The organism is Kribbella sp. NPDC043289 (assembly GCF_056436705.1).
The window spans coordinates 2,189,641-2,214,095 of record NZ_JBWKCB010000001.1; the positions used below are offsets into that span (position 1 = coordinate 2,189,641).

Sequence of the window (24,455 nt, forward strand, 5' to 3'; positions counted from 1 at the left end):
GCGGCGTACCGAACAACGGGTAGTGCGGCGGCCTCGGTGCTGCGGTTCAGCGTGCGGCGGGTGGCGCGTACGGCCTCTCGCGGGTGCACTACCCGTTGGTCGGTGCGGCGCAGCCGTCGGTTCAGCGTGCACTACCCGTTGATCCGTACGGCTGGATCGCGGCCGTCTCATCCACTCACCACGGCACGCCGTCCTCCGCCGGTATGCCACGGCCCCTGGGACGAGTGGCTTACTCATCCCAGGGGCCGGTACTACGTCGCGTGGGGCGACGTGCTACTTGCTGAGGCCGATGATTAGTTGGTTGGGGTAGGGCGGGTAGGAGGAGAGGTAGAAGTTCTGGACCTTCGAGCCGTGCAGGAAGGCGTTGCGGGCGTAGACGAGCGGGACGATCGGGGCGTCGGCCATGATCTGCTTGTCGATGGAGCCCCACATACCGGCGGCCTTGGTGCGGTCGGTCTCGGCGGTGGCGGCGGCGATCGCGGTGTCGACGGCGGGGTTGGAGTAGCGGGAGATGTTGTACCCGCCGTTGCCGATCTCCGAGGTGCCGAACAGCGGCTGGATGTTGCCGATCGCGCTCGGGAAGTCCGGCAGCCAACTGGACACGGTCAGGTCGAAGTCCGGCTTGTTGCCGGTGATCAGGTCGGTCAGCGGCTCGTTGTCCAGCGGCTTGATCTGGACGGTGATTCCCGCCCGCTTCAGACCCTGCTGGATCGCCTGCGCGACATCCAGACCGGTCGCGTTGTCGGCCACCAGCACGAGGTTCAGGTTGCTCACCCCGGCCGCGGCCAGCATCTGCTTGGCCTTCTCCGGGTCACCAGCCGGCGGCGCCTGGTAGAGGTCGTACTTGTTGTACCCCTCGATGCCTGGCGTGATCAGCGTGCTCGCGATCTCACCGCCGAACTCCGGACCACCCTCGGCGACCTGGACGGCCTGCTTGTCGACGGCGTACTCGATCGCCTTGCGGACGGCCGGGTTGGCCAGCGCCGGGCGCTTGGTGTTCATCGCCAGGTACTCGAGCGCACCGGCCGGCGACGTCGCGACCCGAGCCTTGACGGCCGGGTTGCCGTTGATCGTCGGGATCAGCGAGGCCGGGACCGACGTACCGGTGGTGGCGGCGAACTTGTCGTCGCCGGCGTCCGCGATCAGCCGCTGGTTCACCACGTTGGGCTGCAGGCCCATGTCCAGGACGATCGAGTCCGGCAGGCCGGTGCGGGCCTGGTCGGTGGACTTGTCCCAGTTCGGGTTGCGCTCCAGCTCGAGCTTCGAGCCCGGGGCGTACGACTTCACCTGGTACGGACCGCTGGCCATCGGCTTCTCGCCGTAGTGCGCCGGGTCGGTGTCGGCCTTCTTCGGCACCGGCGAGAACGCCGGCATGCTGACGATCCACGGCCAGTCGCCGTACGCCTTGTTCAGCTTGAAGACGATCGTGGTGTCGTCGGGTGTCTCGACCGAGGCGAGCTCGCCGCCCTTGTACGGACCGGTGTACTTGTCGCCGCCGACCAGCAGCGACTTGTGGTAGCCCAGACCTCCGGACAGCTCCGGCGCGAACGACCGCTCGATCCCGTACTTGATGTCGGCGGCAACGATCGGCGAACCGTCGGCGTACTTCAGACCCGGCTTCAGCTTGTACGTCCAGGTCTTGCCGCCGTCGCTGACCTGACCGGTGTCGGTGGCCAGGTCCGGGACCAGCTCGGCCGCCTTGTCCGGCGAGGTCTTCCACGACGTCAGGCCGCGCAGCACCAGGTGGATCGAGCTGATCCCGAGGTTCTGGCTCTTGGCCGGGTCGAGGCTGATCTCCTTGCTGGTGGTCAGGATGTGGAAGGTTCCACCCTGCTCCGCGGCCGCGGTGCTGCCGGCACCGGCGGTGGACTTGTCGTTGGCGTTGCAGGCGGCCGCCGCCAGCGCGAGCACGGCCGCTACCGCGACTGCCCGGGTTATGCGTTTCATGGGGTCCTCTCAGGGGTGGGGGGCTCAGGGAAGTAGCAGGCGGCCCGGTGTTCGGTCGAACCTTCGACAGGCTCGAGTACCGGTCGTTCGGTCGCGCATACGTCCTGCGCCTTGTAGCACCGGGTCCGGAAGGGGCATCCGGACGGCGGCGAGATGGGGGTCGGTACGTCGCCGGTCAGCACGATCCGCTCGCGGACCACGCCGGGCTCCGGGACCGGTACGGCGGACAGCAACGCCTTCGTGTACGGATGCGCCGGAGCGTCGTACACCTGTTCCGCGGGGCCTTCCTCGACGATCGTGCCGAGGTACATCACCGCGATCCGGTCGGCGACCTGGCGTACGACGGCCAGGTCGTGCGCGACCAGTACGTACGAGAGACCGAGCTCGTCGCGCAGGTCGGCGAGCAGGTTGAGCACCTGGGCCTGCACCGAGACGTCGAGCGCCGACACGGGCTCGTCGCACACCACCAGCTCGGGTTTCACCGACAGCGCCCGGGCGATGCCGATCCGCTGCCGCTGACCGCCGGAGAACTCGTGCGGGTAGCGCTCGAGGTGCTGCTCGGCGAGCCCGACCTGCTCCAGCAGCTCGACGAGCTGGGCCCGCGTGGGGCGGACGCCCTGCGCGCGGAACGGCGTACTCAGGATGGTGCCGACCGACTGCCGAGGGTTCAGCGAGGCCTGCGGGTCCTGGAACACCATCTGGACCCGACGGCGGATCGGGCGGAGCCGGCGGCCGCGGACCTTGGTGACGTCCTCGCCGCCGATCTCGACCCGGCCCTGGGTCGGGTCGAGCAGCCGGGTGGCGACCCGCGCGAGCGTCGACTTGCCCGAGCCGGACTCGCCGACCAGGCCGAGCGTCTCGCCCTTGCGGACGAGCAGGTTCACGCCGTCGACCGCGCGCACGGCCTGCGCCTGCCGCCACGGGACGCCGCGCAGGCCGAAGTACTTCTTGACGTCCTTGAGACGCAGCAGCTCGTCGGTATCGCGCTTGGTACTCACGGTGCTCACTCGATCACCTCCGGACGGCGGCCCAGATGGCAAGCGGCCTCGTGGTCGCCCTCCCCCGGACGCGGCGTCAGCTCGGGACGCTCGGTCACGCACCGCTCACCGACCAGATGCGCGTACGCGCACCGCGGCTGGAACGGGCACCCGGTCGCGATCGCCCCCGGCGTCGGCGGGCTCCCTGGGATCGTGGTCAGCCGCGGCTTCGGCGGTACGTCGACCCGCGGCATCGCACCGAGCAGACCCAGGCTGTACGGATGCGCCGCGCGGAAGAACAGGTCGCGGACGGTGCCACGCTCGGCCGCGCGCCCGGCGTACATCACCAGGACGTCGTCGGCGACCTCGGCGACCACCCCGAGATCGTGCGAGATCAGGATCAGTGCCGTTCCGAACTCGGCCTGGACGTCGTCGAGCAGGCGCATGATCTGCGCCTGCACGGTGACATCGAGTGCGGTCGTCGGCTCGTCCGCGATCAGCACTCTGGGGTCGTTCACCAGAGCCATAGCAATCACGACCCGCTGCCGCATTCCCCCGGAGAACTCGTGCGGGTAACTGTCGGCCCGCCGGGCCGCGTCCGGGATGCCGACCTTGTCGAGCATCTCGACGGCCCGCTGCCGCGCCACCTTCTTGGAGACGTCGTGGTGCAGCCGGTACGCCTCGGCGACCTGCCAGCCGACGCTGTAGTACGGGTTCAGCGCGGACAAGGCGTCCTGGAAGACCATCGCGATGTCGTTGCCGCGGATCTTGCGGAGGTCGTCGTTCGGCAGGCCGATCAGCTCGCGGCCGTTCAGCAGCACCTCACCGGTGACCTCGGCGTTCGACGGCAGCAGGCCCATCACCGCGGCCGAGCTGACGCTCTTGCCGGAGCCGGACTCGCCGACGATCGCCAGCGTCTGGCCCGGCGCGACCGCGAAGTCGATGCCGTCGACGGCCGGCACCGGGCCGCCCTCGGTGCTGAACGTGACGTGCAGGTCGTGGACCTCCAGCACCGGCTCAGCCATGACTCACCCGCGGGTCGAGCACACCGTGCACCACGTCCACCACCAGATTCGCGAGGATGATCAGGAACGCCGAGAACAACGTGACGCCGACGACCACGGCCACGTCGAGCTGACCGACCGCGGTGATCAGCAGGTCGCCGAGGCCCTGCATGCTGAACACCTTCTCGGTCAGGATCGCGCCGCCGAGCAGCGCGCCGAGATCGAGGCCGAACAGCGTCACCACCGGGACCAGTACGCCGCGCAGCCCGTGCGTCAGGACCACCCGCGCCTCACCGGCACCCTTCGCCCGGGCGCTGGTGATGTAGTCGAGGTTCAGCTCCTCGAGCATCTGCGATCGGGTCAGCCGGATGTACGACGCTGCTTGCAGGATCGCCAGCACGATCCACGGCGTGATCAGGTGCCAGGCCCAGTCGACCGGGCTCTCGGTCAGCGGCACGTAGCCGTTCACCGGGACCATGTTCAGCCAGAACCCGAACACCAGGATCGCCAGCAGACCGAGCAGGAACGACGGCGTCGAAACCCCGACCAGCGCGACCCCGATGGCGGCCCGGTCGAGGAATCGGCCGCGGTTCAGCGCCGCGACCACCCCGAGCGAGACGCCGAGGAGCAGCCACAGTACGGCGGCACCGAGCGCGATCGAGGCGGTGATCGGCAACCGGTCCAGGATCAGGGTGGTGACCGGACGGGCCAGGGGGAACGAGTACCCGAAGCACGGTGCGTTGCAGTGCACAGCCGCCGTACCGTCTCCGAAGGTGCGGCCGGCGAAGATGCCCTTGAGGAAGCTCAGGTACTGCTGCAGGGTGCTCTGGTCGAGCTGCATGAAGTGCCGGGCCTGCTCCAGGCGGTCTGGTGTACAGGGCTTGCCGCAGGCGAGGTGCGCCGGGTCGGCCGGGATCGCGTAGAAGACCAGGTAGACAGCGAGGCTCAGCGCGAGCATCACCAGCAGGGCGGCGAAGAGCCGCCGGATGAGGAACCAGACGAGATCGGGCATCAGTTCGTCCTCCGCAACCGGACGTCGAACGCGTCCCGCACCCCGTCACCGAGCAGCGTGAAGCCGAGCACGGCGAAGAACAGCATCATGCCCGGGAACAGCAGGAACCACGGGTCGGCGCCGGTGTACACCCAGGCGATCGAGTCCGAGATCGAGCGGCCGAGGCTCGGCGTCGGCGGAGGCACGCCGACACCTAGGAAGGACAGCGCGGCCTCGGCACCGATGTACCCCGGGATCGCCAGCGTGGCGATCACCAGGACCGGACCGAGCAGGTTCGGCAACAACTCACGCGTGATGACCATCCAACTGCTCGAGCCGACGCTGCGGGCCGCCTCGACGAACTCGCGGGCGACCAGCGAGCGTGCCTGGTTCCGGATCAGCCGGGCCAGTCCGGCCCAGCCGAAGAAGCTCAGTACCAGGATCAGCAGCAGCCAGCGCGGGAAGCGCGCCGGGATAATGATGCCGAGGGCAATCATGAAGACGAGCTGCGGGAACCCGAACAGGAAGTCCAGTAGCCGCGACACGACCGCGTCGTACCAGCCGCCCAGGTACGCCGCGCTGATCCCGACCAGCGTGCCGACCACGGTGGTGATCGCGGTGACCACGACCGCGATGAACAGCGACGTCCGCAGACCGAGCACGACGATCGCGAACAGGTCCCGGCCGGTCAGCGGCTCCACCCCGAACCAGTGGCTGCCGCTCACCCCGCCGAGAGCGCCGCGCGGCGCGTTCCCGCGGCCCGGATCGAGCAGATCGATGTGGTACGTCGTCGCGTCCTGGCCGGACAGTGCGACCAGCAGCGGGGCCGCCGCCGCGATCACGATCAGCAGACCGACCAGCGCGACGCCGATCCGCGCGCTGCGGTCGCGCCGGAGCCGGCGTAACGCCTGCCGGGTGGGCGATACGGTCCCGGCGACCGAGGAACTCACAAGTACTCCCGACAGGTTCGAAGCTGCAGCCGACAAAACCTAGGCCGCATCCTTCCACCACCTCGCCCGCATCTCGAATTCCGAGAATCTCAGGTCGGTAACTCCAGATTGGGGTTAGCCCTATTCGGCCGGTTACGCTCCGCTGCGTGGAAGGACTCCTAGAGGTCGGCGACCGGATGGTTCTCTACACCCTCTACGGCTCGGATGGCGGTCTCCCTGCGATCTCCTTCGGGGGTACGCCCAGCACCCGCTGGAAGCGTCCGGACGCGGTCGGAGCCATTGAGGAGTCGGGCCTGCGAATGGCTGTCGCGGACCGGCCAGGGTACGGCGGATCCACGCGCCAACCCGGCCGGACTGTGGCGTCCGTGGTCGAGGACGCGGCGACGCTGGCGGACGCGCTCGGGTGGGAACGCTTCGCGGTGACCGGCGGCTCGGGAGGCGGGCCGCATGCGCTGGCGTGCGCCGCGCTCCTGCCCGATCGAGTCACCCGCTGCGCGATCACCGGCGGTATCGCGCCGGCCATCGTCGACGGTCCGGAGCCGACCGAGGACGAGGAACGAGCGGATCCGCGGCGCAACCGCACCTCCTGGCTGGCTGCGCGGAGTGACCTGCGGCCGCAACTCGAGGAGACGGCCCGGACGATCATGGCCGCCGTCGAGGAGGGCGGTCCGGAGTTCCCGCCGGATCCCGGCTCGCCGCCCGGTCCGCCGGCTCGGGAGGACCCGGCCGCCATGGCCCGCCTGACCGCCACCTTCGTGACCAGTCACGACGGGTGGATCGACGACCACATCGCGTTCGCCGGTCCGTGGGGCTTCGACCTCGCGGACATCACGGTGCCGGTGAGCATCTGGCACGGGTCCGCCGACGAACGTGCGGGCAAGCACGCGGACCACCTCGCCGCGGCCATGCCGCACGCCGAGCGCCGGTACTACGTGGGCGGTCACATCCCGCCGACAAATGCGTACCGTGAACTCCTGCGATGGCTGACACTGTCCTGATGGACCTGGCACGCCAACTCGTCAACGATCTGTATCCGGACGCCCGAGCCGCCTGGCTGGGTGGAAGTGTTGCGCGTGGCGAGGCGAGGCCGACGTCCGATCTCGACATCACGGTGCTGCTCGACGGCCCACCGGCACCACGCCGGCGGTCCCTACGGTACGGCGGTTGGCCCGTCGAACTGTTCGTGCACACCGAGAAGTCGCTGCGCTATTTCGCCGACAAGGACCAGGACCGGCGGCAGCCGACGATGATGCGGTTGGTCGGCGAATCCGTCGTACTGCTCGACACGGATGGGTTTGGGGCGCGTCTGCAGGACGAGTTCCGGGCCGAGGTGGCGGCTGGGCCTCGCCCGTTGTCGGGTGACGAGTTGGACCTGCTGCGGTACACGATCACCAACCTGGTGGACGATCTGACCGATGCGTCGGGCGATACCCGCCTGGCGATCGCGTCGGTGCTGTGGCAGGACGCGGCGCGTCTGTTGCTGACCGGCGCCGGCCACTGGTCCGGTACCGGCAAGGGGTTGCTGCGCGAGGTGGCGGCGTACGACGTTGCGCACGGCACCGATCACGCGGTGGCCCTGATGGACGGCGTCCGGGCCACGGACGACCGGCTCGTGGTCGCGGTGGATCGCATCCTCGACGGGTACGGCGGGCGGCTGTTCGACGGCTTCGAGCTGGCGGCCCGGCTCTAAGCCTGGGGATAACCTTCGCCGGTCCGGCGAGCGGCTGTATAGGGTCGGTTTCGTGCCTGATATCGACGCAGCATTCCTCGCTCTGCCCCGGCAGGAGCTGGCCGCGGCCGCCCTGCAGCGCGCCCGCGATCTCGGCGCGACGTTCGCCGAGTTCCGGCTGGAACGGATCCGGTCCGAGTCCATCTCCCTGCGTGACAGCGTGCTGGAGAGCGCGAAGGACGACGAAGACCTGGGCCTCGCGGTGCGCGTCATCCACGACGGCACCTGGGGCTTCGCCGCCGGCGTCGCGCTCACCGTCGACGAAGCGGTCAGTCTCGCCGAGCAGGCGGTGAACATGGCCCAGGTGTCGCGCCCGATCAACGCCGAGACGATCGAGCTCGCCGACGAGCCCGTGTACGACGACGTGCGCTGGATCTCGGCGTACGAGATCGACCCGTTCAGCGTGCCGCGGGCGGAGAAGGTCGCGCTGCTCACCGACTACAGCGACCGGCTGCTGAAGGCGGACGGCGTCGCGCACGTCGGCGTCCACGTCGCCACGATCCACGAGTGCAAGTACTACGCGAACACGGCTGGGACGTCGTACACGCAGCAGCGGGTCCGGATCGGCCCGGACATCACCGCGCATGCGGTCGCCGAGGACCGGTTCGACTCGATGTCGTCCACCGCTCCCCCGGCCGGCCGGGGCTGGGAGTACATGACCGGCACCGGCTGGAACTGGGACGACGAGCTCGCCCGGATCCCCGGCTGGCTGGCCGAGAAGATGGCCGCCCCGACCGTCGAGGCCGGCGCGTACGACGTCGTCGTCGACCCGTCGAACCTGTGGCTCACGATCCACGAGTCGATCGGCCACGCCACCGAACTGGACCGCGCGCTCGGCTACGAGGCGAACTACGCCGGCACCAGCTTCGCCACCCTCGACCAGCTCGGCACGCTGAAGTACGGCTCGCCGGTCATGCACGTCACCGGCGACCGCACCGCCGAGCACGGCCTGTCCACCGTCGGGTACGACGACGAGGGCGTGGCCGGCCAGCAGTGGGACCTGGTCAAGGACGGCATCCTGGTCGGCTACCAGGTCGACCGCCGGATGGCGAAGAAGAACGAGGACGTGCTCGGCACCCCGCGCTCCAACGGCTGCGCGTACGCCGACTCCTCGGGCCACATCCCGATCCAGCGAATGGCCAACGTCTCGCTGCAACCCGCCGCGGACGGCCCCTCGACCGAGGAGCTGATCAGCCGGGTCACGAACGGGATCTACATCGTCGGCGACAAGTCGTGGTCGATCGACATGCAGCGGTACAACTTCCAGTTCACGGGTCAGCGGTTCTACAAGATCACCGACGGCAAGCTCGACGGTCAACTGCGCGACGTCGCCTACCAGGCCACCACGACCGACTTCTGGGGCTCGATGGAGGCCGTCGGCGGCCCGCAGACCTATGTCCTCGGCGGCGCGCTGAACTGCGGCAAGGCCGAGCCGGGGCAGTCCGGTGCCGTCAGCCACGGTTGCCCGTCCGCGCTGTTCCGCGGCGTCCGCATTCTCAACACCACTCAGGAGGCCGGCCGGTGACGGGCATTCAACTCACCCCGCAGGACACCATCGAGCGGGGTCTCGCACTCGCCGCGGCCGAAGGCGCCGACGGCTGCGTCGTGATCGTCGCGGAGACCTCCAGCACCAACCTGCGCTGGGCGAACAACACACTCACCACCAACGGCGCGATGCGCGGTTCGAGCGTCACCGTGATCGCCACGGTCGGCTCCGGCGAGGGTACGGCGGCGGGCGTCATCGGCCGCTCCTCGGTCACCGAGGACGCACTGCGCGAGATCGTCTCGGCGGCCATCGCGACCGCCCGCGCGGCCGGGCCCGCCGAGGACGCGCGCCCGCTCGTCGACGGCACCGTCAGCGCCGACTGGGAGCTGGAGCCGGAGGTGACCTCGGTGGGCGTCTACGAGAAGTTCGCGCCCACGCTCGGTGAGTCGCTGAAGCGCGCCGACGCGGACAAGCGCCGCCTCTACGGCTTCGCGAACCACGAGGTCGTCACGCTGTACGTCGGTTCCTCGACCGGACTGCGGCTGCGTCAGGCGCTGCCCCGCGGCTACGTCTCGTCGACCGGTAAGAACGCCGACCTCAGCCACTCGGCCTGGGTCGGCACCGCGACGCGCGACTTCAGCGACGTGGACGCGCTCGCGCTCGACGCCGAGCTGACTCGCCGGCTCGGCTGGGCCGCCCGCTCGGTCGCGGTCGACGCCGGCCGGCACCCGACGATCCTGCCGCCCGCCGCGGTCGCGGACTTGATGACGTACCTGTTCTGGCAGCTCGACGGGCGGGACGCGTTCGAGGGCCGGACGGTGTTCTCGAAGCCCGGCGGCGGCACCCGGCTCGGGGACACGCTGTCGACGCAGCCAGTGTCCCTGCACTCGGACCCGGCGCTGGCCGGCCTCGAGGCGTTCGCGTTCGCGGTGGCGCGGTCCTCCGGTGGTTCGTCGAGCGTGTTCGACAACGGGTTGAGTCTCGCGGCGACCGACTGGATCCGCGGCGGGAAGCTCGAGCACCTGATGACGAGTCGGTTCACGGCCGAGCTGATCGACGTACCGACGGCGACGCCGGACATCGACAACTACGTCGTCACGGTGGACGGCGCGAGCGGCTCGACCGACGATCTGGTGGCGGGGCTCGACAACGGTCTGTTGCTGACCTGCCTGTGGTACATCCGGATGGTCGATCCGCAGACCCTGCTGCTCACGGGTCTGACGCGGGACGGTGTGTACCTGGTCGAGAACGGCGAGGTGACCGGTGCCGTGAACAACTTCCGGTTCAACGAGAGCCCGGTCGATCTGCTGGCCCGGTTCACGTCCGCCGGCACGACCGTGCCGTCGTTCTCGCGGGAGTGGGGCGACTACTTCTCCCGGACCGCGACACCGCCGCTGCTGGTGCCTGACTTCAACATGTCGAGCGTCAGCCAGGCCAACTGAGAACGCAGAACGCCCCCGCGACCGTGCTGGTCGCGGGGGCGTTCTTTGCTTGCTGATCAGACGGTCGGGTAGCCCGGCTCGGCCGGCCCCGCCTGGCCCGGGCCGCCGAACCGCTCGGCGCCCTTCGGGTCCGGACCGTACTGGTTGTCACCAGCGGTCCCCTCCTGGGCCGCCAGCACGATGAACCAGATGAACCCGACACACGGGATCAGGTTGATCAGGATCCACCAGCCGGAACGGTTGGTGTCGTGCATACGCCGGATCGCCACACCGATCGTGGGCAGCAGGACGGCCAGACCGTAGATCGTCTGCAGCCAGCCGGACGAGCCGCCGGCGCCGTAGGTCAGCCCGAGGACCCGGTCCAGGATGGACAGGATGATCGAAGCGATCGCGCTGAAGAGCACGAACATCCAGTACTCTTTGCGCCGGGCCCGTCCGTCGAACACGGCGTACTTCTTCAGGACGTCGATGTACCACTGCATTGCTGTATCTCCGATGCTTGAAGGTGAGACGCGGACAGAGCCTGTCGGAACCGGTCGGGTTCGTCAATGCAACTTTTCGCTTTGGTGACCACACCGCAATCTGGCGCGCCGGAACCGCAGGCAACGTCACCTGTTCGGAACCGGCACTCCTAGACCCGGCTTCAGCTTGATTACTGTTTCGTCATCGTGACGCGGAGCATCCGCCGCTGCCCCTCCTGGTACGGCGTCGCGTCGTCGAGCTGCCAGTTCGCGCCGAGCTCGGTCACCAGAGCGTCGTCGAAGAACCGTCCCACGAACCCGTCGTGCATCGACAGGCCACCGTCCAGTTGCTGCCAGTACCGCGAGCACGGGTCGTCGGTCGACCACACGGCGTACACGAACCGGCCGCCCGGGCCGAGCACCCGGTGCGTCTCGGCCACCAGCGAACGCAACTCCGACGGCCAGAACGCCATGTTCAGCAGGAGATTCGCGAACACCGCGTCGACCGTGGCGTCGGCCGGCGGCAACGGATCACGGACGTCGTGCAGCGCGGCGGTCACGCGATCGTCGAGCCCGGCCCGCTGCGCTTCCTGACGCAACTGGTCCAGCGCCGCCTCGCTGAAGTCCGTCGCATGCACGCTGAATCCCTGTCTGGCCAGGAAGAACGCGTCCCGCCCGTGCCCCGCGCCCAGCTCCAGCACGTCATCGATGCCCGCGGCACCGAACGCCTCGGCCGCCCACCGCGCCGCCGCCGAAGGCTCCGACCCGTGCAACCGCGGCTGCCGCGCGTACGCCGACTCCCACCGCTCCTGCTGAGCTCTCGCAAGCTCGACATGCCCAGTCTTCATCGTGCTCCCCGTGTTCGCCCCACCGACCTGGCCGATCGACAGACCGCAGCAGCCTACGTCACAACACCAACCAGACGCACCCACCCACCAACCGGTTCCCTCCCGCCCACAGCCTTACCGACACCCTGAAAACATTTGCTTGCCACAACAAAAGCGACCGACTTTCCGGGAAGCCGATCGTTTCCGGAAAGCACTGCAAATACACGACGCGCAGGCAACCAGAGCGAGCTGCCCTGGGCAATCGCATAATGGCTGTGTTGACCTCGCGGTGCTGGGGGCGCACACATGTCCGACCACTTTGCCGAAGGACCGACCGAGGCGTCCTTCCAAGTTCCTGACCTCGAGTCGGCACGGCGACCCGCGAGACTCGCCAGTTTCATAACATATCGAAACGAGCGAACCGGCGCTGCGAGTGACACAGGTCAATGGCACACTTGCTCACACTGTGTGGCGGCGTCCCGGCAGCCGACAGTGCATGAAGTCGGTGGGAGCGAATGATCGACGGCAGCGACAATCAGGCAGACAAGGTGCTGCTGCTCGCCGGCATGCTGGAGAAGCTCCGAACTCACGACGGCCTGACCCTTGAGCGGCTCAGCTCGGAGAGAACCGGCCTCACAGCTCCTCTGATCGACCTCGCCGCGACCCGTCACTACGCCACACTTCATCAGCTCGACGACTTGGCCGTGGCCGCATTCAGGCTCGTCCAGAGCTGCGTGCGTGAAGACCTGGTCGGGACTCAGCAGATCATCGCGGATGCCGTTCTCGGCCTCAGACTTCATTTAGAGACGTATGCGGAGGCCGGCCTCGAAGTCCACATCACGCGCTCGCTGTACAACCCCTCTGTGACGCGCCGCCGTCAGACCTTGCTCAGCAACTGGCATCGCATCCATCGCGCTCTGGGAGCCGAACCGGACACGGCTCCCAGTGACCGATCATTGCGCGGCAGCACTGAGCCTGCGGTACTCCGCACTCTGGCCGGATCCCTGATCCATCGCAATTACGCCGACGAACCGAGGCACCGCACGCAGACCGACCTCGTCGGGGCTCGCAGCGGCGAATCAGCGGGCCGCGTCGTCATCGTCGGCGGCGCAGTCATGGATGTCATATTCCGAGCGCGGAACCTGCCCGATCCCGAGACCTCCAGCGAAGCGTTCAGCTTCGACCTGACGCCGGGTGGCAAGGGCCTCACCCAGGCCGTCGCCGCTGCTCATCTGGGTCTGGACACTTATCTCGTCGCCGCCGTCGCCGACGACAGGTTCGGCGACGAAATTCTCGACTACCTTCGGCGCAAGCGAGTCAACACGTCGCTGGTCAAACGGGTCCGCGGGGCTCGCACTCCTTTCACCGGTGTCTTCGAGAAGGAGCTCGGCGACAGCATCGCCGTGAACTGGCGCAACGACGCCGAGATTCATCTCTCCCCCGGCGATCTGCGCGACTGCCAGCCTCAGATCGAGGCTTGCGATGCGGTACTCATGACCTTCGAAGTACCCCGTGACACGGTCCAGGAAGTGCTCGCCATCGCCCATCGCGTGCGAGAGAGCCGTCCTTTGACGATCGTCACTCCGGGCCAGCCGTACACCAACGAACGCATCTCGCACGAGGCACTCTCGCGGATGGACTACCTCGTCGCACACCCTTGGGAACTCGGGCCTTTTGCGCAGGGACAGGTGCCGTTCAACCCGGATCCCGTGGCGCGGAATCTTCTCGCCTTCGGAGTCGACACGCTGTGCCTTCTCGTCAACGGCGGGTGCACCGTCTACTCGAACCGCGCGAAAGACCCTCTGGGTGTTCCTATCGTGCCGACGATCTACAAGGAGACCTCCGCCGCCCGCGACGCTTTCTGCGCCGCTCTCGCAGCCAAGCTCATCGACAGCAACGGCGTCTTCTCGAGCGAGGTCGCTCTCTGGGCGGCAGCGGCGATGTCGTGCGCCGCGGCCAACTATTCGCAGCCCGATTGGATGCCGGCGCGCAGCAGTATCGATGCCCTCCTGGGCCGGTCCTTCCGCATCAACGAACCCAGCGCTACTCCGCAGGCATCAGCGCCGGATACGGCGCCGTTCGTCGGCCGGAACGGCTTCGGTGACCTCGCGCAGCCGGCAGCAGAAGATCAGTGAATCCAATAGTTTCGCGCGGCTCTGCTCGAAGACCGTCTTGCGATACTGCCCGCGCAACAGCGTGAGGTTCGCGCCGCCCCACTGACTGCGCAGTTGCCGCGGACTAGCGTACGCACCATCGACGTAGAGATAGGGCCGCGCCTCGATCGACATCCACTGTTGCCAGTTCGCGGCGCGATAACTGGTCCCCAGGAATCCGAGGTTCGGGTCGACCGCTGTGGTCAGGACCTGCGCCTCCGGGATCTCGCGCGCCATGACCTGCCGGACGCGCGACAAGAGGTGCGAAATCGCGAACTTCGGCGCAACGCTGTGCGAGTAGACGCGGGACACGTCCCAGGCCGCACCGTTCGGGACATCGAACTGTGTTTGCAGCCGTCTGCCCACCCGCGCCCAGTCCAGAGGAGAGACGCTGCACAGCGTCACCGGCAGATGGTTGAGCGGGTCCACCAGCGCGAAGTTCATCGACCCAGGCCGCGCACTGCGCAGATAATGAAGTTTACTGAAGACCTGATCGGCCTGCCGGCTGTCAATGGCCGTGAAACGCAGATCGGACAGCAAGAATTCATCCGTCGGAACGATGTCCTTGATTTCCCACTGATCGCTGCGCAACTGTTTCGCATTGCGTTTCAGTTCAGCGTGCACCGCACCTGAAGACATAGTGCCGTCGGGGCGAGCAACGCGCGGCAAATGCAGGAGCGTACGTACCTCGAGTGCCCGCCAGTAGACGTCGTACTCGGTGGCGACATCTGACAGCAGGCGTTCGAACTCGGGATCTTGCTTTCGGCAATCATCGAGCGTAAATCGGGGACGCCTGGGCCTCCGGCCCGCGGACATTGAAGGCAGGCTGGCGGACAGCTCGGCGCCCGTCTCCGGCGCAGTCGTCGACACAGCGGGAGACTATCCGACCGCCGCGCGCCCGGAGTAACCATCCGCGTGACAAGTTTTGGCCCACCAGACAGCCGATTCCTGCCAGTTGGCAGAACGGCGTTGCCAACTGGCAGGGAGTAGTACGGCAACCGCCGCCCGCGTATCGTTCCGCGGTCGCCAAATCGTCGAGGCAGGGCCGGCAGCCAAATAAACTCAACGAATTTGGCGCGTTACCCGGCGCCAAATTCTGTGGATTGACAGCCGATTGTCGTCGGGTGCAATAGAAGTGCGAACCCTTGGATGAACGCCACCTTCCGGCCGGACGGTAGCCAACGACGACACATCGAGGAAGTGACAGAGAAAGAGAGGGACATCATGCATCACACGCAGATTCTCGCAACGTTGGTGACGCTCGCGAGCGCGGTGCTGATGGTCTCGCTGTGGAAGCAGCTGCTCACTCTGATTCTGGTAGGCATCGTGCTGATCTTCTGCTTCGGCCTTTACCATCTCGCGAACATCATGGCGCACTGATCCATCTGTTTACTGCCGACGCCCGCCCGGGAAATTCCGGGCGGGCATCGGTTCTTTATTCGGCTGGCGGGACGGCTCGAGCACCGTGCAGAGGATTGGGGATGGTGCCGGTTTTGGGGATTGGGGGGCGGGTGGCCAGGTCGGTGTAGCCGAGGGTTAGGCGGTAGGTGTTGAGGGGGTAGCGGGTGAAGGTTTCGGCGGTGAGGGCGGTGGCGGTGAGGCGGGCGGTGTGTTCTGGGTGGGTGGTGGTGTAGCGGTCTACCTCGCCGCGGGTCAGGCCCCAGAACGTGTCCTCGGGGATCAGGGTGAGGGCGGACAAGGGGTTGAGGACACCGAGGAGGAGGGCGTCCACGACGTACTGGCGGAGGATGGGCCAGGGTTTGCGTGGGAGGACTCTGGCGTGCGAGTCGGGCTCGGGGCCGCGGGCAAGGATCGGGTCGGTCGAGATGTTGATGTCGTCGACCAGGTCCTTGATCACCAGGCGGGCGGGGAGGCCGTTGGGTGCGCAGATGATGGCGAGGTTCTCGCCGTGCGGATTGACGGTGATGCCGTAGTGGTGGAGGAGGTGGAGCAGCGGCCGGAGGATCGTCGCCAGGAGATGGCTGAGCCAGGTCTGGGGATCGGTTCCGCTGCGGCTGATCGCGGTCGCGGTGAAGCCGGGGTGGAGTACGGCGGCCAGCGGCCACACCGTCTCGCCTTCGCGGAGGCGAGCGTCGACGGGGTCACGCCAGATGCAGCCGAGGGTCTCGGTCCACTGGTACGGGATGCCGGCGTGCGTCGAGAGTTCGGGGTGCCGGACGGTCACGGAGGCGACCTCGCCGAGGAGTTCGGTGCCGAGGGCACGGAAGGTCTCGTCGCGGGACCACAGGCCGCGGAGCCACTGCGTGATCATTGGTGCGGCCAACGTGCAGTGCTCGGGGATGCCTCGGTAGACGGAGGTGTTGAGGATCTTGAGCGGGAGCTTGACCTGGTAGCGGTCGGGCTGCGTGATGTTGACCAGGGTGCGGATGGACTGGGTCGGGAGGTATTCGTCCGGGTTCTGCCCCAGGGCGACGATCTCGCCGGTGGCCAATTCGCGGGCCCATTGGGTGCGGACTACGTGGTCGAGTTGCCAGGGGTGGCACGGGAGCCAGACGTACGCGTCCGGATCGTCCAGCTTGGCGCGGAACGCTTCCACGGTCGACGGGTCCAGTTCGCGTGCGATGACCGAGTGCTCCGAGAGGTCCGGCGTACCGCGGAACTCGGCGAGGCCGCGGCGGACGGCGAGCCAGGTGAGGTGGAGCGGTGTGCGGGCCTCGGGGGCGTAGCGTTCGCTGTCGGCGGCTGAGAAGCCCAGGCGGCCCTTGTTGGCGACCAGGAGCGGGTGGCCGGTGAGGTGTCCCTCCAGCCGGCTGTGGTGCAGACCCAGAAGCTCCTCAGCCGGCGCAGCGGACTTGGCCATCCGTACGTCGGCCGCCAGCGTGCTCGTCAACTCGGCGACATACCCGGCCACCGTGGAGCCGTCGAGCTGCAGTACGTCGGCCGCTTCGACGAAGAACTGCACCGGGTCAGTGGCCACCTCGCTCTCGCCGTTCCCGAGAATGCCGGACGTGGTACGCCGGATCGACGCGGGATCGACCCGCCAACTGCCGAAACCACCACGACTCGCTTCGAACACATAGGACACCGCACCCAAGCTCAAACGATTGCCTTCGGGCGTCAGCAAGCCCTCCGTGCAGAACTGTGAGATCAGCTTGGCGAGCAATTCGGCCGAACACCGCGCCCAGACGCTCATCCGGGGATCGCAAACGTCGTGAAGGCGGTGGACTTCGGCAACCGGAAGACCTCGCGGCCGGCGATGCTGTTCAGGATGCCCGCGTTCCGGATCGCTCCGATGCCCAGGTCCGGCGCCGCGACACCGTGACTGTGCAGATCCGCGTTCGCGACAAAGATCCGGCCTGCCAGCGCGTCGGCAGCGTCGACGCTGTGATCGCGGTTGATCACCCACCGGCCGGCCGCGTCGTGGCGCAACTGCTCCTGCACGCTGGACAGGAAAGGCAGCGGCCGGTTCCGGTACCCGGTGGCGGCGACTACGGCGTCTGTGGTGTGCTGGAACGGCTTCCCGCTGTCCGCGTGCAGCATCGTCAGCTCGAGCCCATCGGCACGCGCCACCGCCGACACCACCGCCACGCCGCACTGCAGCTCCACCGGCGCAGCGCTCAGATCCCTTGCGTACAAGGCATCGTGGATGTCGTCCAGTGTCTCCGACGAGATGCCCTTGTAGTGCCGCCACTGCTCCTTCACGAGCCGGTCACGCGTCGGCTCGTCGAGTCCGTGGAAGTAGTCGACGTACGAGGGCGTAGTCATCTCCAGCACGAGCTTGGAGTAGTCCAGCGGTGCGAACGACGGCGTACGCGTCAACCAGGACACCGCTGGGCCTTCGGACCGCAGCAGGTCCAGTGCGCACTCAGCACCCGATTGACCGGAGCCAACGACGGTGACGTGACCTGTGCGCAGCAAGTCCTCCCGACGGAACAGGTAGTCCGCTGAGTGCAGGAAGCGTTCAGTCGGCAGTCCAGCGAGCGCTGCGGGGATGGACGGCTCAGTGCCGACACCAACGACCAGATGCCGAGCCTCGAACTGCTCAACGCTGTCGCCGCGCTCCACCGTCAGCTCAAACGATGCGCCATTCCAGACCGCGTCCCGCACGTGGTGACCGAAGTGCAGCGAGTCCAACTGGGCCGCACACCACCGCAGGTACGTCTCGTACTCCCGCCGCGTCGGATGGAACTTCTCCCGCACGTAGAACTGGTACAGCCGCTCACTGTCCTTCAAGTAGGACAGGAACGACAGGTGGTGAGCCGGCTCGACCAATGACACCAGGTCCGCCAGGAACGACACCTGCAGCATCGCGTCGTCGAACATCAGCCCGCGGTGCCAGGTGAACTCGGGCCGGCTGTCCAGCACGGCGAGCTCGATGTCGTCGACCTCGGAGGCCAGCGCGGCGAGTCCGAGGTTGAACGGCCCACAGCCGATCGCGATCACGTCGTACATGTCACTCCTCCACGGTCCGGGTGCGGACCATCAGTAGGGCTGTCTTCTCGGGCAGCTGTAGCTCCCCTTGCGGATCGAAGCCCGCCGCGAGGAAGGCCCGGACGGATGGCGTGTTCTCGATGTCCGGCTCGGCGACGACGCGTTGACAAGCCGGTTCGTCCGCCAGCACGCCATCGGCCACTGCACGCAGCAGGCGGCGCCCGAGACCGCGGCCGACGCGTGTGACGTCGCCGATCGCCACGTGGACGCCCCAGTCGTTCTCGTCGTACGCGTAGTACCCCGCCAGCCGGTCGTGGCGTACGCGGTACAACTCGACGTACCCGATCTCCTCTGTGTCGACGGTGGCCACGCAAGGAACGGAGTGGTCACCGGCCGACTGCTGCTCGATCTCCTGCGCCCAGCGCTCCGCCGACCAGCTCTGATGCCACCAGCGTTGGACATGAGGCTGTGACATCCACAGTGCGATGCGAGGAGCGTCAGCAGGTATTGCGGGGCGTAGCGCGAACAGATCACTCACCGCAGCGGGTTCGGGATGTCGAGGTAGACGGACTGCGCGTCCAGCGGAGCCACCACCTCGTCGATGCCGCGCAGTCGAGTCAGCATGTTCGCCTTGCACGGCAGCGTGTCCGCGTCGAGCCATCGGCGCGCCAGCCGATCACCGTCCGGCCCAGCCGCCTTCAGCAACGGCAACGCGAGTGTCAGCCGATCCCGCACCACACCGAGCAGTTCACTCTCATCTGCGACCCCGTCCGCCGCCAGACAACCGACGACGGCCAGCACCTGGTTGTGCAGCAGGTAGTACGTGAGCCGGTCGTCGACGATCGGATCGTCCACCACCGCGAGTGTCGAGTCGCGCAGCCCGGTGACCCCCAACAGACCCTTCAGGTACGACGACGCGAGGTAGTACCCCTGGTTGTCGCGATACGCACCGCCCTTGATCCGCCCTAGCCCGTCCAGCCGCACCAGGGTGTTCTGCTGATGGGCTTCGAGTCCGATGCCCGTTTCGGCGTACAGGTGCAGCATCGGAATCAGCACGTTGTCGATGTACGCCGCCGTCCATCCTGCCGGGTCCTCTTCGGCGTACGAGCTCAATCGGCTGACCCCACCGGGACGCGGCGCGACGAGACCTGCCAGACAGGCGTAACTGTTGACGTCGGCGGGCACCTCTCGGACAGCGACGTCAAGACCGGTCAATGTCGGTCCACCCTCGTCAAGAGCAACCCACGCCGGGTCGCGGACGATCGAGAACCGCGGATGCGCCGTCGCCGTCCCCGCGTTGTACGCCGCGTCGAGCAGCCGATTGATCTCGAGACCACGCCGAAGCTCGGTCGGCGTCGACTCCCGCCGCGAGTTGGTGATCCGCAGCCCCAGCGACAGCTTGAGCATCACCGGCAGATCCGGATGGAAAACCGTCCGCAGCGAGGACGTCGGGTACCACTGCGCGCCGTGCGGCCCGAGTGCCTTGACCCGGCCCTCCTCGATCAGCGCGGCGACCCGCGGCCGCGACGCAACCGCTTCGGCCTGCCACGGGTGGGCCGGGATCAGCACCCGGCCCGCCGACGGGGTGATACCGGCCAGCGCGCCCATCAGCTGCACAGCGTCCAGTCCCTGCAGCGAGGGCGCGCCGGCCACCTGGTCCGACGACACCAGCTCGGCGTCGGCTTCGAACCAGTGCACTGCGAAACGGCCACCGAGCTCCGGCGAGTACGCCGCCAGCTCGGCACCGCTCAGTCCGTCCCGGCTCTTCGGCGCCGGGTGATGCAGATGCCCGAACAACAACGCCTGCTCGGTCTCCAGAAACCGCCCCGGCCCGCGCTCCCCGTCGGCCGCCGCCACGAACACGTCGACGTTCCGCACCGACTCCGCCGTCCGCGCCACCAGATCCTCGATCTCAGCCGGATCCGCATCCGCCGACAGCACCCGCACCAGCTCCTCGGGAGCCGGCGCCACACCGTCCAGCAGTACGTCGCTGAACCGGTGCAGCCCCGTCCGCGACGCATGCTCCACCGCGGCGGTCACCGTCGCCCCACCCACCTGAAAGCTCAACGGTCCGACAGCCACCGGAACCGCAGCCTCCCGCGTGTAGCACCGCAGAATCGCATTCAGGTGGGCATCAAAAGCTACTCTCACGCCGCTCCTTCGCCGGTCAGGACGTCGAGGCCGGTGGCCACGACCTGGTCGAGCAGGTCTTCGATGTCCGTCGCGGTGGCATTCGGGTTCAGCAGCGTCAGCTTCAACGCGACCGCCGCCGGGCGGCTGCCGCGGGCCGGCACCTTGGTCCGGCCGATCAGCACCCGTCCGGAGGTCAGCAACCGGCGCCGGACCTCACCCTGAAGAGCGTCCAGCGAAACGCTGTCCGCCGCCTCCAGCCCCTGCCCGGCGACCCGGAACAACACCGTGGTCAGGGTCACCGGCGCCAGCAACTCGAGGTTGCTGTCGGCAACGACCCGGGCCGCGGCGGCGTGCGCGAGCTCGTGACAGGTGTCGAGCATCGTGCCCAGTCCGGCCCGCCCGTATGCCGTCAGCGTGGTGGCAACCTTGACCGCATCCGGCCGCCGGGTGGTCTGCAGGCTCCGACCGAGCAGCCCGTCCAGCCCGGAGTCGATGTCGTCGGCCGGGTTCAGGTAGTCCACCGACCGGTCGAACGCGGAGAAGCGGGTCCGGTCGGCCACCAGAAGCACGCTGGTCGCGGCGGGTTGCCAGCCGATCTTGTGCAGGTCGAGCGTCACCGAGTCCGCCAGCGAGACCTCGACCAGCAGCGGCGCGAGCCGCTCGGAGAACAACGCCCCGAACCCGTACGCCGCGTCCACGTGCACCCAGGCGCCGTACCGCCGGGCCAACTCCCCGATCGCCGCGATCGGGTCGATCGACCCGAAGTCCGTCGTACCGGCGGTGGCGATGACCGCGACCGGAGTACGGCCGGGCTTCGCGAGTTCGTCGGCGAGTACGTCGGTGCGCATCCGGAAGTTCTCGTCGGAGGCGATCGTGATCGCGGCCTCCTCACCGAGCCCGAGGGCGGCGCAGGCTCGCTGGACCGAGAAGTGCGCGAGTTCGGAGCAGAACACGACCGGACGGTCGAGCCCGCGCAGCCCGTTCCGCCGTACGTCGACGCCCGCGGCGGCGGCCGCGCTGTCGCGGGCGATCAGTACCGCGAGCAGATTCGAGATCGAGCCGCCGGGAGTCAGTACGCCGTCGGCTCGCGGACCGAAGCCGGCCAGGTCGGCGAGGGCCCGAACGACCCACTGCTCGATCGCGAGCGTCGCCGGACCGGAGTCGTAGGTGTCCATCGAGGCGTTCGACGCCGAGGCCAGCGCGTCCGCGTCGACCGCGACCTGGAGCACCGGCGGCTGCAGGTGCGCCGCCGCGTGCGGGTGGCTCAGGTCGATCCCGGTCTCGTCCAGCAGGCCCGCGATCAGGTCGAGCGCGGCGGGCTCCCCCACCCCGGTCGACGGCACCCGCGGCTCCCCCAGTACCTCGGCGGCCCGGCGCAGTACCGCTCCCGGCGAACCGTGCGGCAACGGTCCACGCTCACGGTCCGAGACCGTCGACGCCAACGGCCAGCGGGCAGCGAACGGGTCACGGAGTTGAACAGGGGCCGTGGCGGGGGCGGGCAGCGCGGTCAGGCGCGCGGGCTGCGACATCCAGATCTCCCGGGGAAGTTGTCGAGTAAGGCAACCCTTACTAAGGCAGCCCTAACTTTTGCCCGGCTCACTCACCGTGTCAACTCGGGCACCCGAGACGTGAACATCCTCACGAACCAGCTGGATCCGGCATGCACCAGTGCGGTCCGGCACTCCAGCCGAGCAGCCGGCGCCCGCCGCTCGTCCGGCCCGTCGCGTCGAAGCACTCCCCTGCGATCACCTGCCGCAGACCGATGACAGCGGGCGCGAAGCGTGGACCGAGGACACCGGCGCGACCGTCGAGCTCGGCCAGCACGTCCTGCTGCGCGGCCGGGGTGCAGAAGCTCAGGAAGAAGATCGCCTGCCGCCACGCGTACGCCGAGTTCTTGATGCCCTGGAGCGCACTGATCCAGGTCGGCGCCGGCTGCGTCTGCCGCTGAACCGCCCAGGCGAACGCACGGCCCGCCAGCTCAGGCGCGGCCTCGCGCAGCCAGTCGGTCAGATCGATGGCGTCGACGAGCGCGGCGAGGTTGTGGGACGTCAGGATCTGCGCCTGTTCGAGCTCCGTGCCGTTCTGCGCGACGTACCCAGGCTTCTCGGCGCTCTGCGCCTCCTTCGCGCGGATACTGCAGGCCTCGGCGAAGTCGTCAGCGGTCGGCTTGCCCCACCGCTTGCGCCATCCCTTCGGCTCCTCGACGGTCGGCCAGGACGTCGGCAGGTCGTAGTACCGCGCGTACGTCGTACCGAACAGCACCCGGCTCGCGACGCAGCCCGCGGACCGCCACTTCATGGTGAACGTGCCCATGAAGATGTCCGCGGCGACTTCCTCGACGAGCGGGATCTTCAGGTCTGCCTGCGCGGCGAGTGCCCCGAACTCCCCGACCAGCGGGTTCGGCAGGATGGCGTGCGGGAAGGCGGTGAGCGCCACCACCGTCGTCTCGCGCAGCGACTGCGCGGCGGCGCGGGTCGACTGCTCACGCCGGTCGCGGTACGGCGCGACGGCCTCAACCCACGGCAGTTCGTCGAAGCGCACCTGGTGCTCGAGGTTGAGCAGCAGCAGACTCCGCCGGCGCCGGAACGCGGCGTACGTCTGCGCGTACGCCGTCGCGAGCGACGGGTCCTCGATGTTCGCCGCGAGCAGTTGGGACGTGATCTGGGGCAGCACGCGGGCGAGCACCTCCCCCGAGCTGATCACCCCACGATCCACCAGCTCGCCGATCGGAGCCTCGACGGCCCGCGCGGCCTTCGCCAGCAGGTGCGGCGGGATCGCGGCTCCGGCGGCAGCAGGCGCCTCCTGACCGTCGACCGCACCGTCGATCGGGTCGAGCGACGGCAGACCACCGTCCCGCGGGAAGCGGTCCAGCCGAGCGCCCAGCACGTGCGCCAACGTCGCGTACGTCGGACGCGCGGCCACCGAGCGTTGTGTCATACGCAAGGCCGCCCGCGGCTCGGATCCTGGCGCTCCGTGGGCGCTGACCGTGTTGGCGAGCGCACGCCGGATCCAGCCCACGTCGCGTCCACTCAGCGCCGAACTGTCGACCGGGCACTGTTCCAGGACTGCGTGCAGGCGGGCGAAGTTGCTCTTCGCGTGCCGCTGGGAGGTCCGATGGACGGTGGCCGCCGCCTCGTAGTCGTCCAGCCACTGGCGCCGCCGCTCGACCCAGTCGTCGGGCCAGACCCGGCACGGCCAGCCACCCACGACCTGCTCCGAGCTGACCAACTCTGGGAGGTCGCCGTCGACCGTGTCGCACCACAGCGCGACCAGCCGGTCGTACAGCGGGTTCCAGACGCGCAGCGTCTCCAGCTGAGCGGCGATCTGCGGTCGGACCGTTGCCCGCCGCAACATGTCCCCGACCTCACCCACCGATTGCAGTCGGACGACCGCTCCGGACGGCAAGGACGACGGGGTGAACGTCGGCGTGAACCGCAGCCGGTGCAGCAGCGGACGAAGCTCGGCCACGAGGTCCAGTGCCGCGGCGTCGTGCCGGTTCTCCAGCAACCACGCGACGACGAGCAGCGCCGACTCCTCCGGGACATCCACGCGGTACCGCCCGGTCCGGAGCGCCTGCCCGAGCTCCGCGAGCCCTTCGTCGCCGAGGTACCAGAGGTTGACCCGCTCGCGATCCGTCTCCCCCGGCGCGTCGGCCGGCACCCGGGCGAGCTCGTCCGGATCCACCGGGACCTCGGCGAGGTACCGGCCGGTCGCGAACCCGCCGTGCGCCACCTCAAGCGTGACCCACGCGGGGGTGTCCGCGACCGGCGTCCGCGAGCCGACCGTCAGCCGTCCCGACGCCATCCCGTCGAGAACGTTGCGCCAGGCATCGACCCGGGCCGCGGCGCGCCGGCGTACGGCGAGATCGTCCGCGACCAGGGCGCGCTCGAGCGCGTGCTGCAGGCGGCCGACCGCGTACTCGGCCGAAGCGGTCACCATCGGCTCGTCCGGCATCCGGAACCC

At 68.4% G+C, this 24,455-nt stretch carries 20 protein-coding genes; 6 read left to right on the top strand and 14 right to left on the bottom strand.

All coding sequences use genetic code 11. From position 1 onward, the window contains the following. Positions 1-273 precede the first annotated feature (273 nt). The 5 genes from AC0662_RS10405 to AC0662_RS10425 are packed head-to-tail and all read right to left on the bottom strand — an operon-like array spanning position 274 to position 5,869. Positions 274-1,947, bottom strand: coding sequence for an ABC transporter substrate-binding protein (locus AC0662_RS10405; protein ID WP_478299861.1), 1,674 nt, complete (start codon positions 1,945-1,947; stop codon positions 274-276). After that, on the bottom strand, positions 1,944-2,954 hold the full coding sequence (locus AC0662_RS10410; RefSeq protein WP_452193846.1) for an ABC transporter ATP-binding protein: 1,011 nt from the start codon (positions 2,952-2,954) through the stop codon (positions 1,944-1,946). The genes AC0662_RS10405 and AC0662_RS10410 overlap by 4 nt, the downstream gene beginning before the upstream one ends. Further along, positions 2,951-3,949: an ABC transporter ATP-binding protein gene (locus AC0662_RS10415; protein WP_452193847.1), complete on the bottom strand. Its 999-nt coding sequence runs from the start codon at positions 3,947-3,949 to the stop codon at positions 2,951-2,953. Before AC0662_RS10415 ends, AC0662_RS10410 begins: the two co-directional genes overlap by 4 nt. Beyond that, positions 3,942-4,940, bottom strand: a complete 999-nt coding sequence (locus AC0662_RS10420; protein WP_452193848.1) for an ABC transporter permease — start codon at positions 4,938-4,940, stop codon at positions 3,942-3,944. Before AC0662_RS10420 ends, AC0662_RS10415 begins: the two co-directional genes overlap by 8 nt. Next, positions 4,940-5,869, bottom strand: a complete 930-nt coding sequence (locus AC0662_RS10425) for an ABC transporter permease (protein WP_452193849.1) — start codon at positions 5,867-5,869, stop codon at positions 4,940-4,942. The genes AC0662_RS10420 and AC0662_RS10425 overlap by 1 nt, the downstream gene beginning before the upstream one ends. 146 nt (positions 5,870-6,015) lie before the next feature. Between AC0662_RS10425 and AC0662_RS10430 the strand changes: the two genes are divergently transcribed. From AC0662_RS10430 to AC0662_RS10445, 4 genes are read left to right on the top strand one after another with little or no spacing between them, the layout of a single operon-like run. Continuing rightward, positions 6,016-6,867: an alpha/beta hydrolase gene (locus AC0662_RS10430; protein ID WP_478299864.1), complete on the top strand. Its 852-nt coding sequence runs from the start codon at positions 6,016-6,018 to the stop codon at positions 6,865-6,867. Further along, complete coding sequence (locus AC0662_RS10435) at positions 6,849-7,559, top strand: nucleotidyltransferase domain-containing protein (protein WP_452193851.1); 711 nt, start codon at positions 6,849-6,851, stop codon at positions 7,557-7,559. The genes AC0662_RS10430 and AC0662_RS10435 overlap by 19 nt, the downstream gene beginning before the upstream one ends. Positions 7,560-7,611: 52 nt before the next feature. Beyond that, on the top strand, positions 7,612-9,123 hold the full coding sequence (locus AC0662_RS10440; protein WP_452193853.1) for a TldD/PmbA family protein: 1,512 nt from the start codon (positions 7,612-7,614) through the stop codon (positions 9,121-9,123). Then, positions 9,120-10,526, top strand: a complete 1,407-nt coding sequence (locus AC0662_RS10445; RefSeq protein ID WP_452193855.1) for a metallopeptidase TldD-related protein — start codon at positions 9,120-9,122, stop codon at positions 10,524-10,526. The genes AC0662_RS10440 and AC0662_RS10445 overlap by 4 nt, the downstream gene beginning before the upstream one ends. A gap of 56 nt (positions 10,527-10,582) precedes the next feature. Here the strand turns inward: AC0662_RS10445 and AC0662_RS10450 are convergent, their stop codons facing one another. Both AC0662_RS10450 and AC0662_RS10455 read right to left on the bottom strand, forming a co-directional pair. Next, on the bottom strand, positions 10,583-11,008 hold the full coding sequence (locus AC0662_RS10450; RefSeq protein WP_452193857.1) for a DUF805 domain-containing protein: 426 nt from the start codon (positions 11,006-11,008) through the stop codon (positions 10,583-10,585). A gap of 170 nt (positions 11,009-11,178) precedes the next feature. Further along, entirely contained in the window at positions 11,179-11,835 is a 657-nt protein-coding gene (locus tag AC0662_RS10455; protein ID WP_478299868.1) for a class I SAM-dependent methyltransferase, read from the bottom strand. Between the two features lie 494 nt (positions 11,836-12,329). Here AC0662_RS10455 and AC0662_RS10460 point away from each other — a divergent pair, with 494 nt between their 5' ends. Then, positions 12,330-13,949 (top strand): PfkB family carbohydrate kinase, encoded by a 1,620-nt coding sequence (locus tag AC0662_RS10460; RefSeq protein WP_478299870.1) that lies wholly within the window; start codon positions 12,330-12,332, stop codon positions 13,947-13,949. On the opposite strand, the gene AC0662_RS10465 is transcribed toward AC0662_RS10460, so the two are convergent. Further along, on the bottom strand, positions 13,872-14,837 hold the full coding sequence (locus tag AC0662_RS10465; protein WP_478299872.1) for a Mom family adenine methylcarbamoylation protein: 966 nt from the start codon (positions 14,835-14,837) through the stop codon (positions 13,872-13,874). The genes AC0662_RS10460 and AC0662_RS10465 overlap by 78 nt on opposite strands. A 279-nt stretch (positions 14,838-15,116) precedes the next feature. Between AC0662_RS10465 and AC0662_RS10470 the strand changes: the two genes are divergently transcribed. Beyond that, positions 15,117-15,347 carry a hypothetical protein gene (locus tag AC0662_RS10470; protein WP_478299873.1) on the top strand — a complete coding sequence of 77 codons (231 nt, stop codon included), beginning with the start codon at positions 15,117-15,119 and terminating at the stop codon, positions 15,345-15,347. A 55-nt stretch (positions 15,348-15,402) separates the two neighbouring features. Here the strand turns inward: AC0662_RS10470 and AC0662_RS10475 are convergent, their stop codons facing one another. From AC0662_RS10475 to AC0662_RS10500, 6 genes are all read right to left on the bottom strand, one after another. Further along, complete coding sequence (locus AC0662_RS10475; protein WP_478299875.1) at positions 15,403-17,121, bottom strand: IucA/IucC family protein; 1,719 nt, start codon at positions 17,119-17,121, stop codon at positions 15,403-15,405. Next, the gene (locus AC0662_RS10480) at positions 17,118-18,380 is read right to left on the bottom strand and encodes a lysine N(6)-hydroxylase/L-ornithine N(5)-oxygenase family protein (protein ID WP_478299877.1); all 1,263 of its coding nucleotides are present in this window, start codon (positions 18,378-18,380) and stop codon (positions 17,118-17,120) included. The genes AC0662_RS10475 and AC0662_RS10480 overlap by 4 nt, the downstream gene beginning before the upstream one ends. A 1-nt stretch (position 18,381) precedes the next feature. Continuing rightward, the gene (locus tag AC0662_RS10485; protein WP_478299879.1) at positions 18,382-18,897 is read right to left on the bottom strand and encodes a GNAT family N-acetyltransferase; all 516 of its coding nucleotides are present in this window, start codon (positions 18,895-18,897) and stop codon (positions 18,382-18,384) included. Then, entirely contained in the window at positions 18,894-20,399 is a 1,506-nt protein-coding gene (locus AC0662_RS10490; protein WP_478299881.1) for an IucA/IucC family protein, read from the bottom strand. The genes AC0662_RS10485 and AC0662_RS10490 overlap by 4 nt, the downstream gene beginning before the upstream one ends. A gap of 107 nt (positions 20,400-20,506) precedes the next feature. Then, positions 20,507-22,021 (bottom strand): pyridoxal phosphate-dependent decarboxylase family protein, encoded by a 1,515-nt coding sequence (locus AC0662_RS10495; protein ID WP_478299883.1) that lies wholly within the window; start codon positions 22,019-22,021, stop codon positions 20,507-20,509. Between the two features lie 109 nt (positions 22,022-22,130). After that, on the bottom strand, positions 22,131-24,446 hold the full coding sequence (locus AC0662_RS10500; RefSeq protein ID WP_478299885.1) for a hypothetical protein: 2,316 nt from the start codon (positions 24,444-24,446) through the stop codon (positions 22,131-22,133). Positions 24,447-24,455 lie beyond the last annotated feature (9 nt).

Coding starts and splice junctions, on each gene's coding strand:
- AC0662_RS10475 (WP_478299875.1), bottom strand. CDS start 17,121: ATGAGCGTCTGGGCGCGGTGTTCGGCCGAATTGCTCGCCAAGCTGATC.
- AC0662_RS10450 (WP_452193857.1), bottom strand. CDS start 11,008: ATGCAGTGGTACATCGACGTCCTGAAGAAGTACGCCGTGTTCGACGGA.
- AC0662_RS10495 (WP_478299883.1), bottom strand. CDS start 22,021: ATGTCGCAGCCCGCGCGCCTGACCGCGCTGCCCGCCCCCGCCACGGCC.
- AC0662_RS10480 (WP_478299877.1), bottom strand. CDS start 18,380: ATGTACGACGTGATCGCGATCGGCTGTGGGCCGTTCAACCTCGGACTC.
- AC0662_RS10500 (WP_478299885.1), bottom strand. CDS start 24,446: ATGCCGGACGAGCCGATGGTGACCGCTTCGGCCGAGTACGCGGTCGGC.
- AC0662_RS10435 (WP_452193851.1), top strand. CDS start 6,849: ATGGCTGACACTGTCCTGATGGACCTGGCACGCCAACTCGTCAACGAT.
- AC0662_RS10405 (WP_478299861.1), bottom strand. CDS start 1,947: ATGAAACGCATAACCCGGGCAGTCGCGGTAGCGGCCGTGCTCGCGCTG.
- AC0662_RS10455 (WP_478299868.1), bottom strand. CDS start 11,835: ATGAAGACTGGGCATGTCGAGCTTGCGAGAGCTCAGCAGGAGCGGTGG.
- AC0662_RS10420 (WP_452193848.1), bottom strand. CDS start 4,940: ATGCCCGATCTCGTCTGGTTCCTCATCCGGCGGCTCTTCGCCGCCCTG.
- AC0662_RS10415 (WP_452193847.1), bottom strand. CDS start 3,949: ATGGCTGAGCCGGTGCTGGAGGTCCACGACCTGCACGTCACGTTCAGC.
- AC0662_RS10460 (WP_478299870.1), top strand. CDS start 12,330: ATGATCGACGGCAGCGACAATCAGGCAGACAAGGTGCTGCTGCTCGCC.
- AC0662_RS10470 (WP_478299873.1), top strand. CDS start 15,117: ATGAACGCCACCTTCCGGCCGGACGGTAGCCAACGACGACACATCGAG.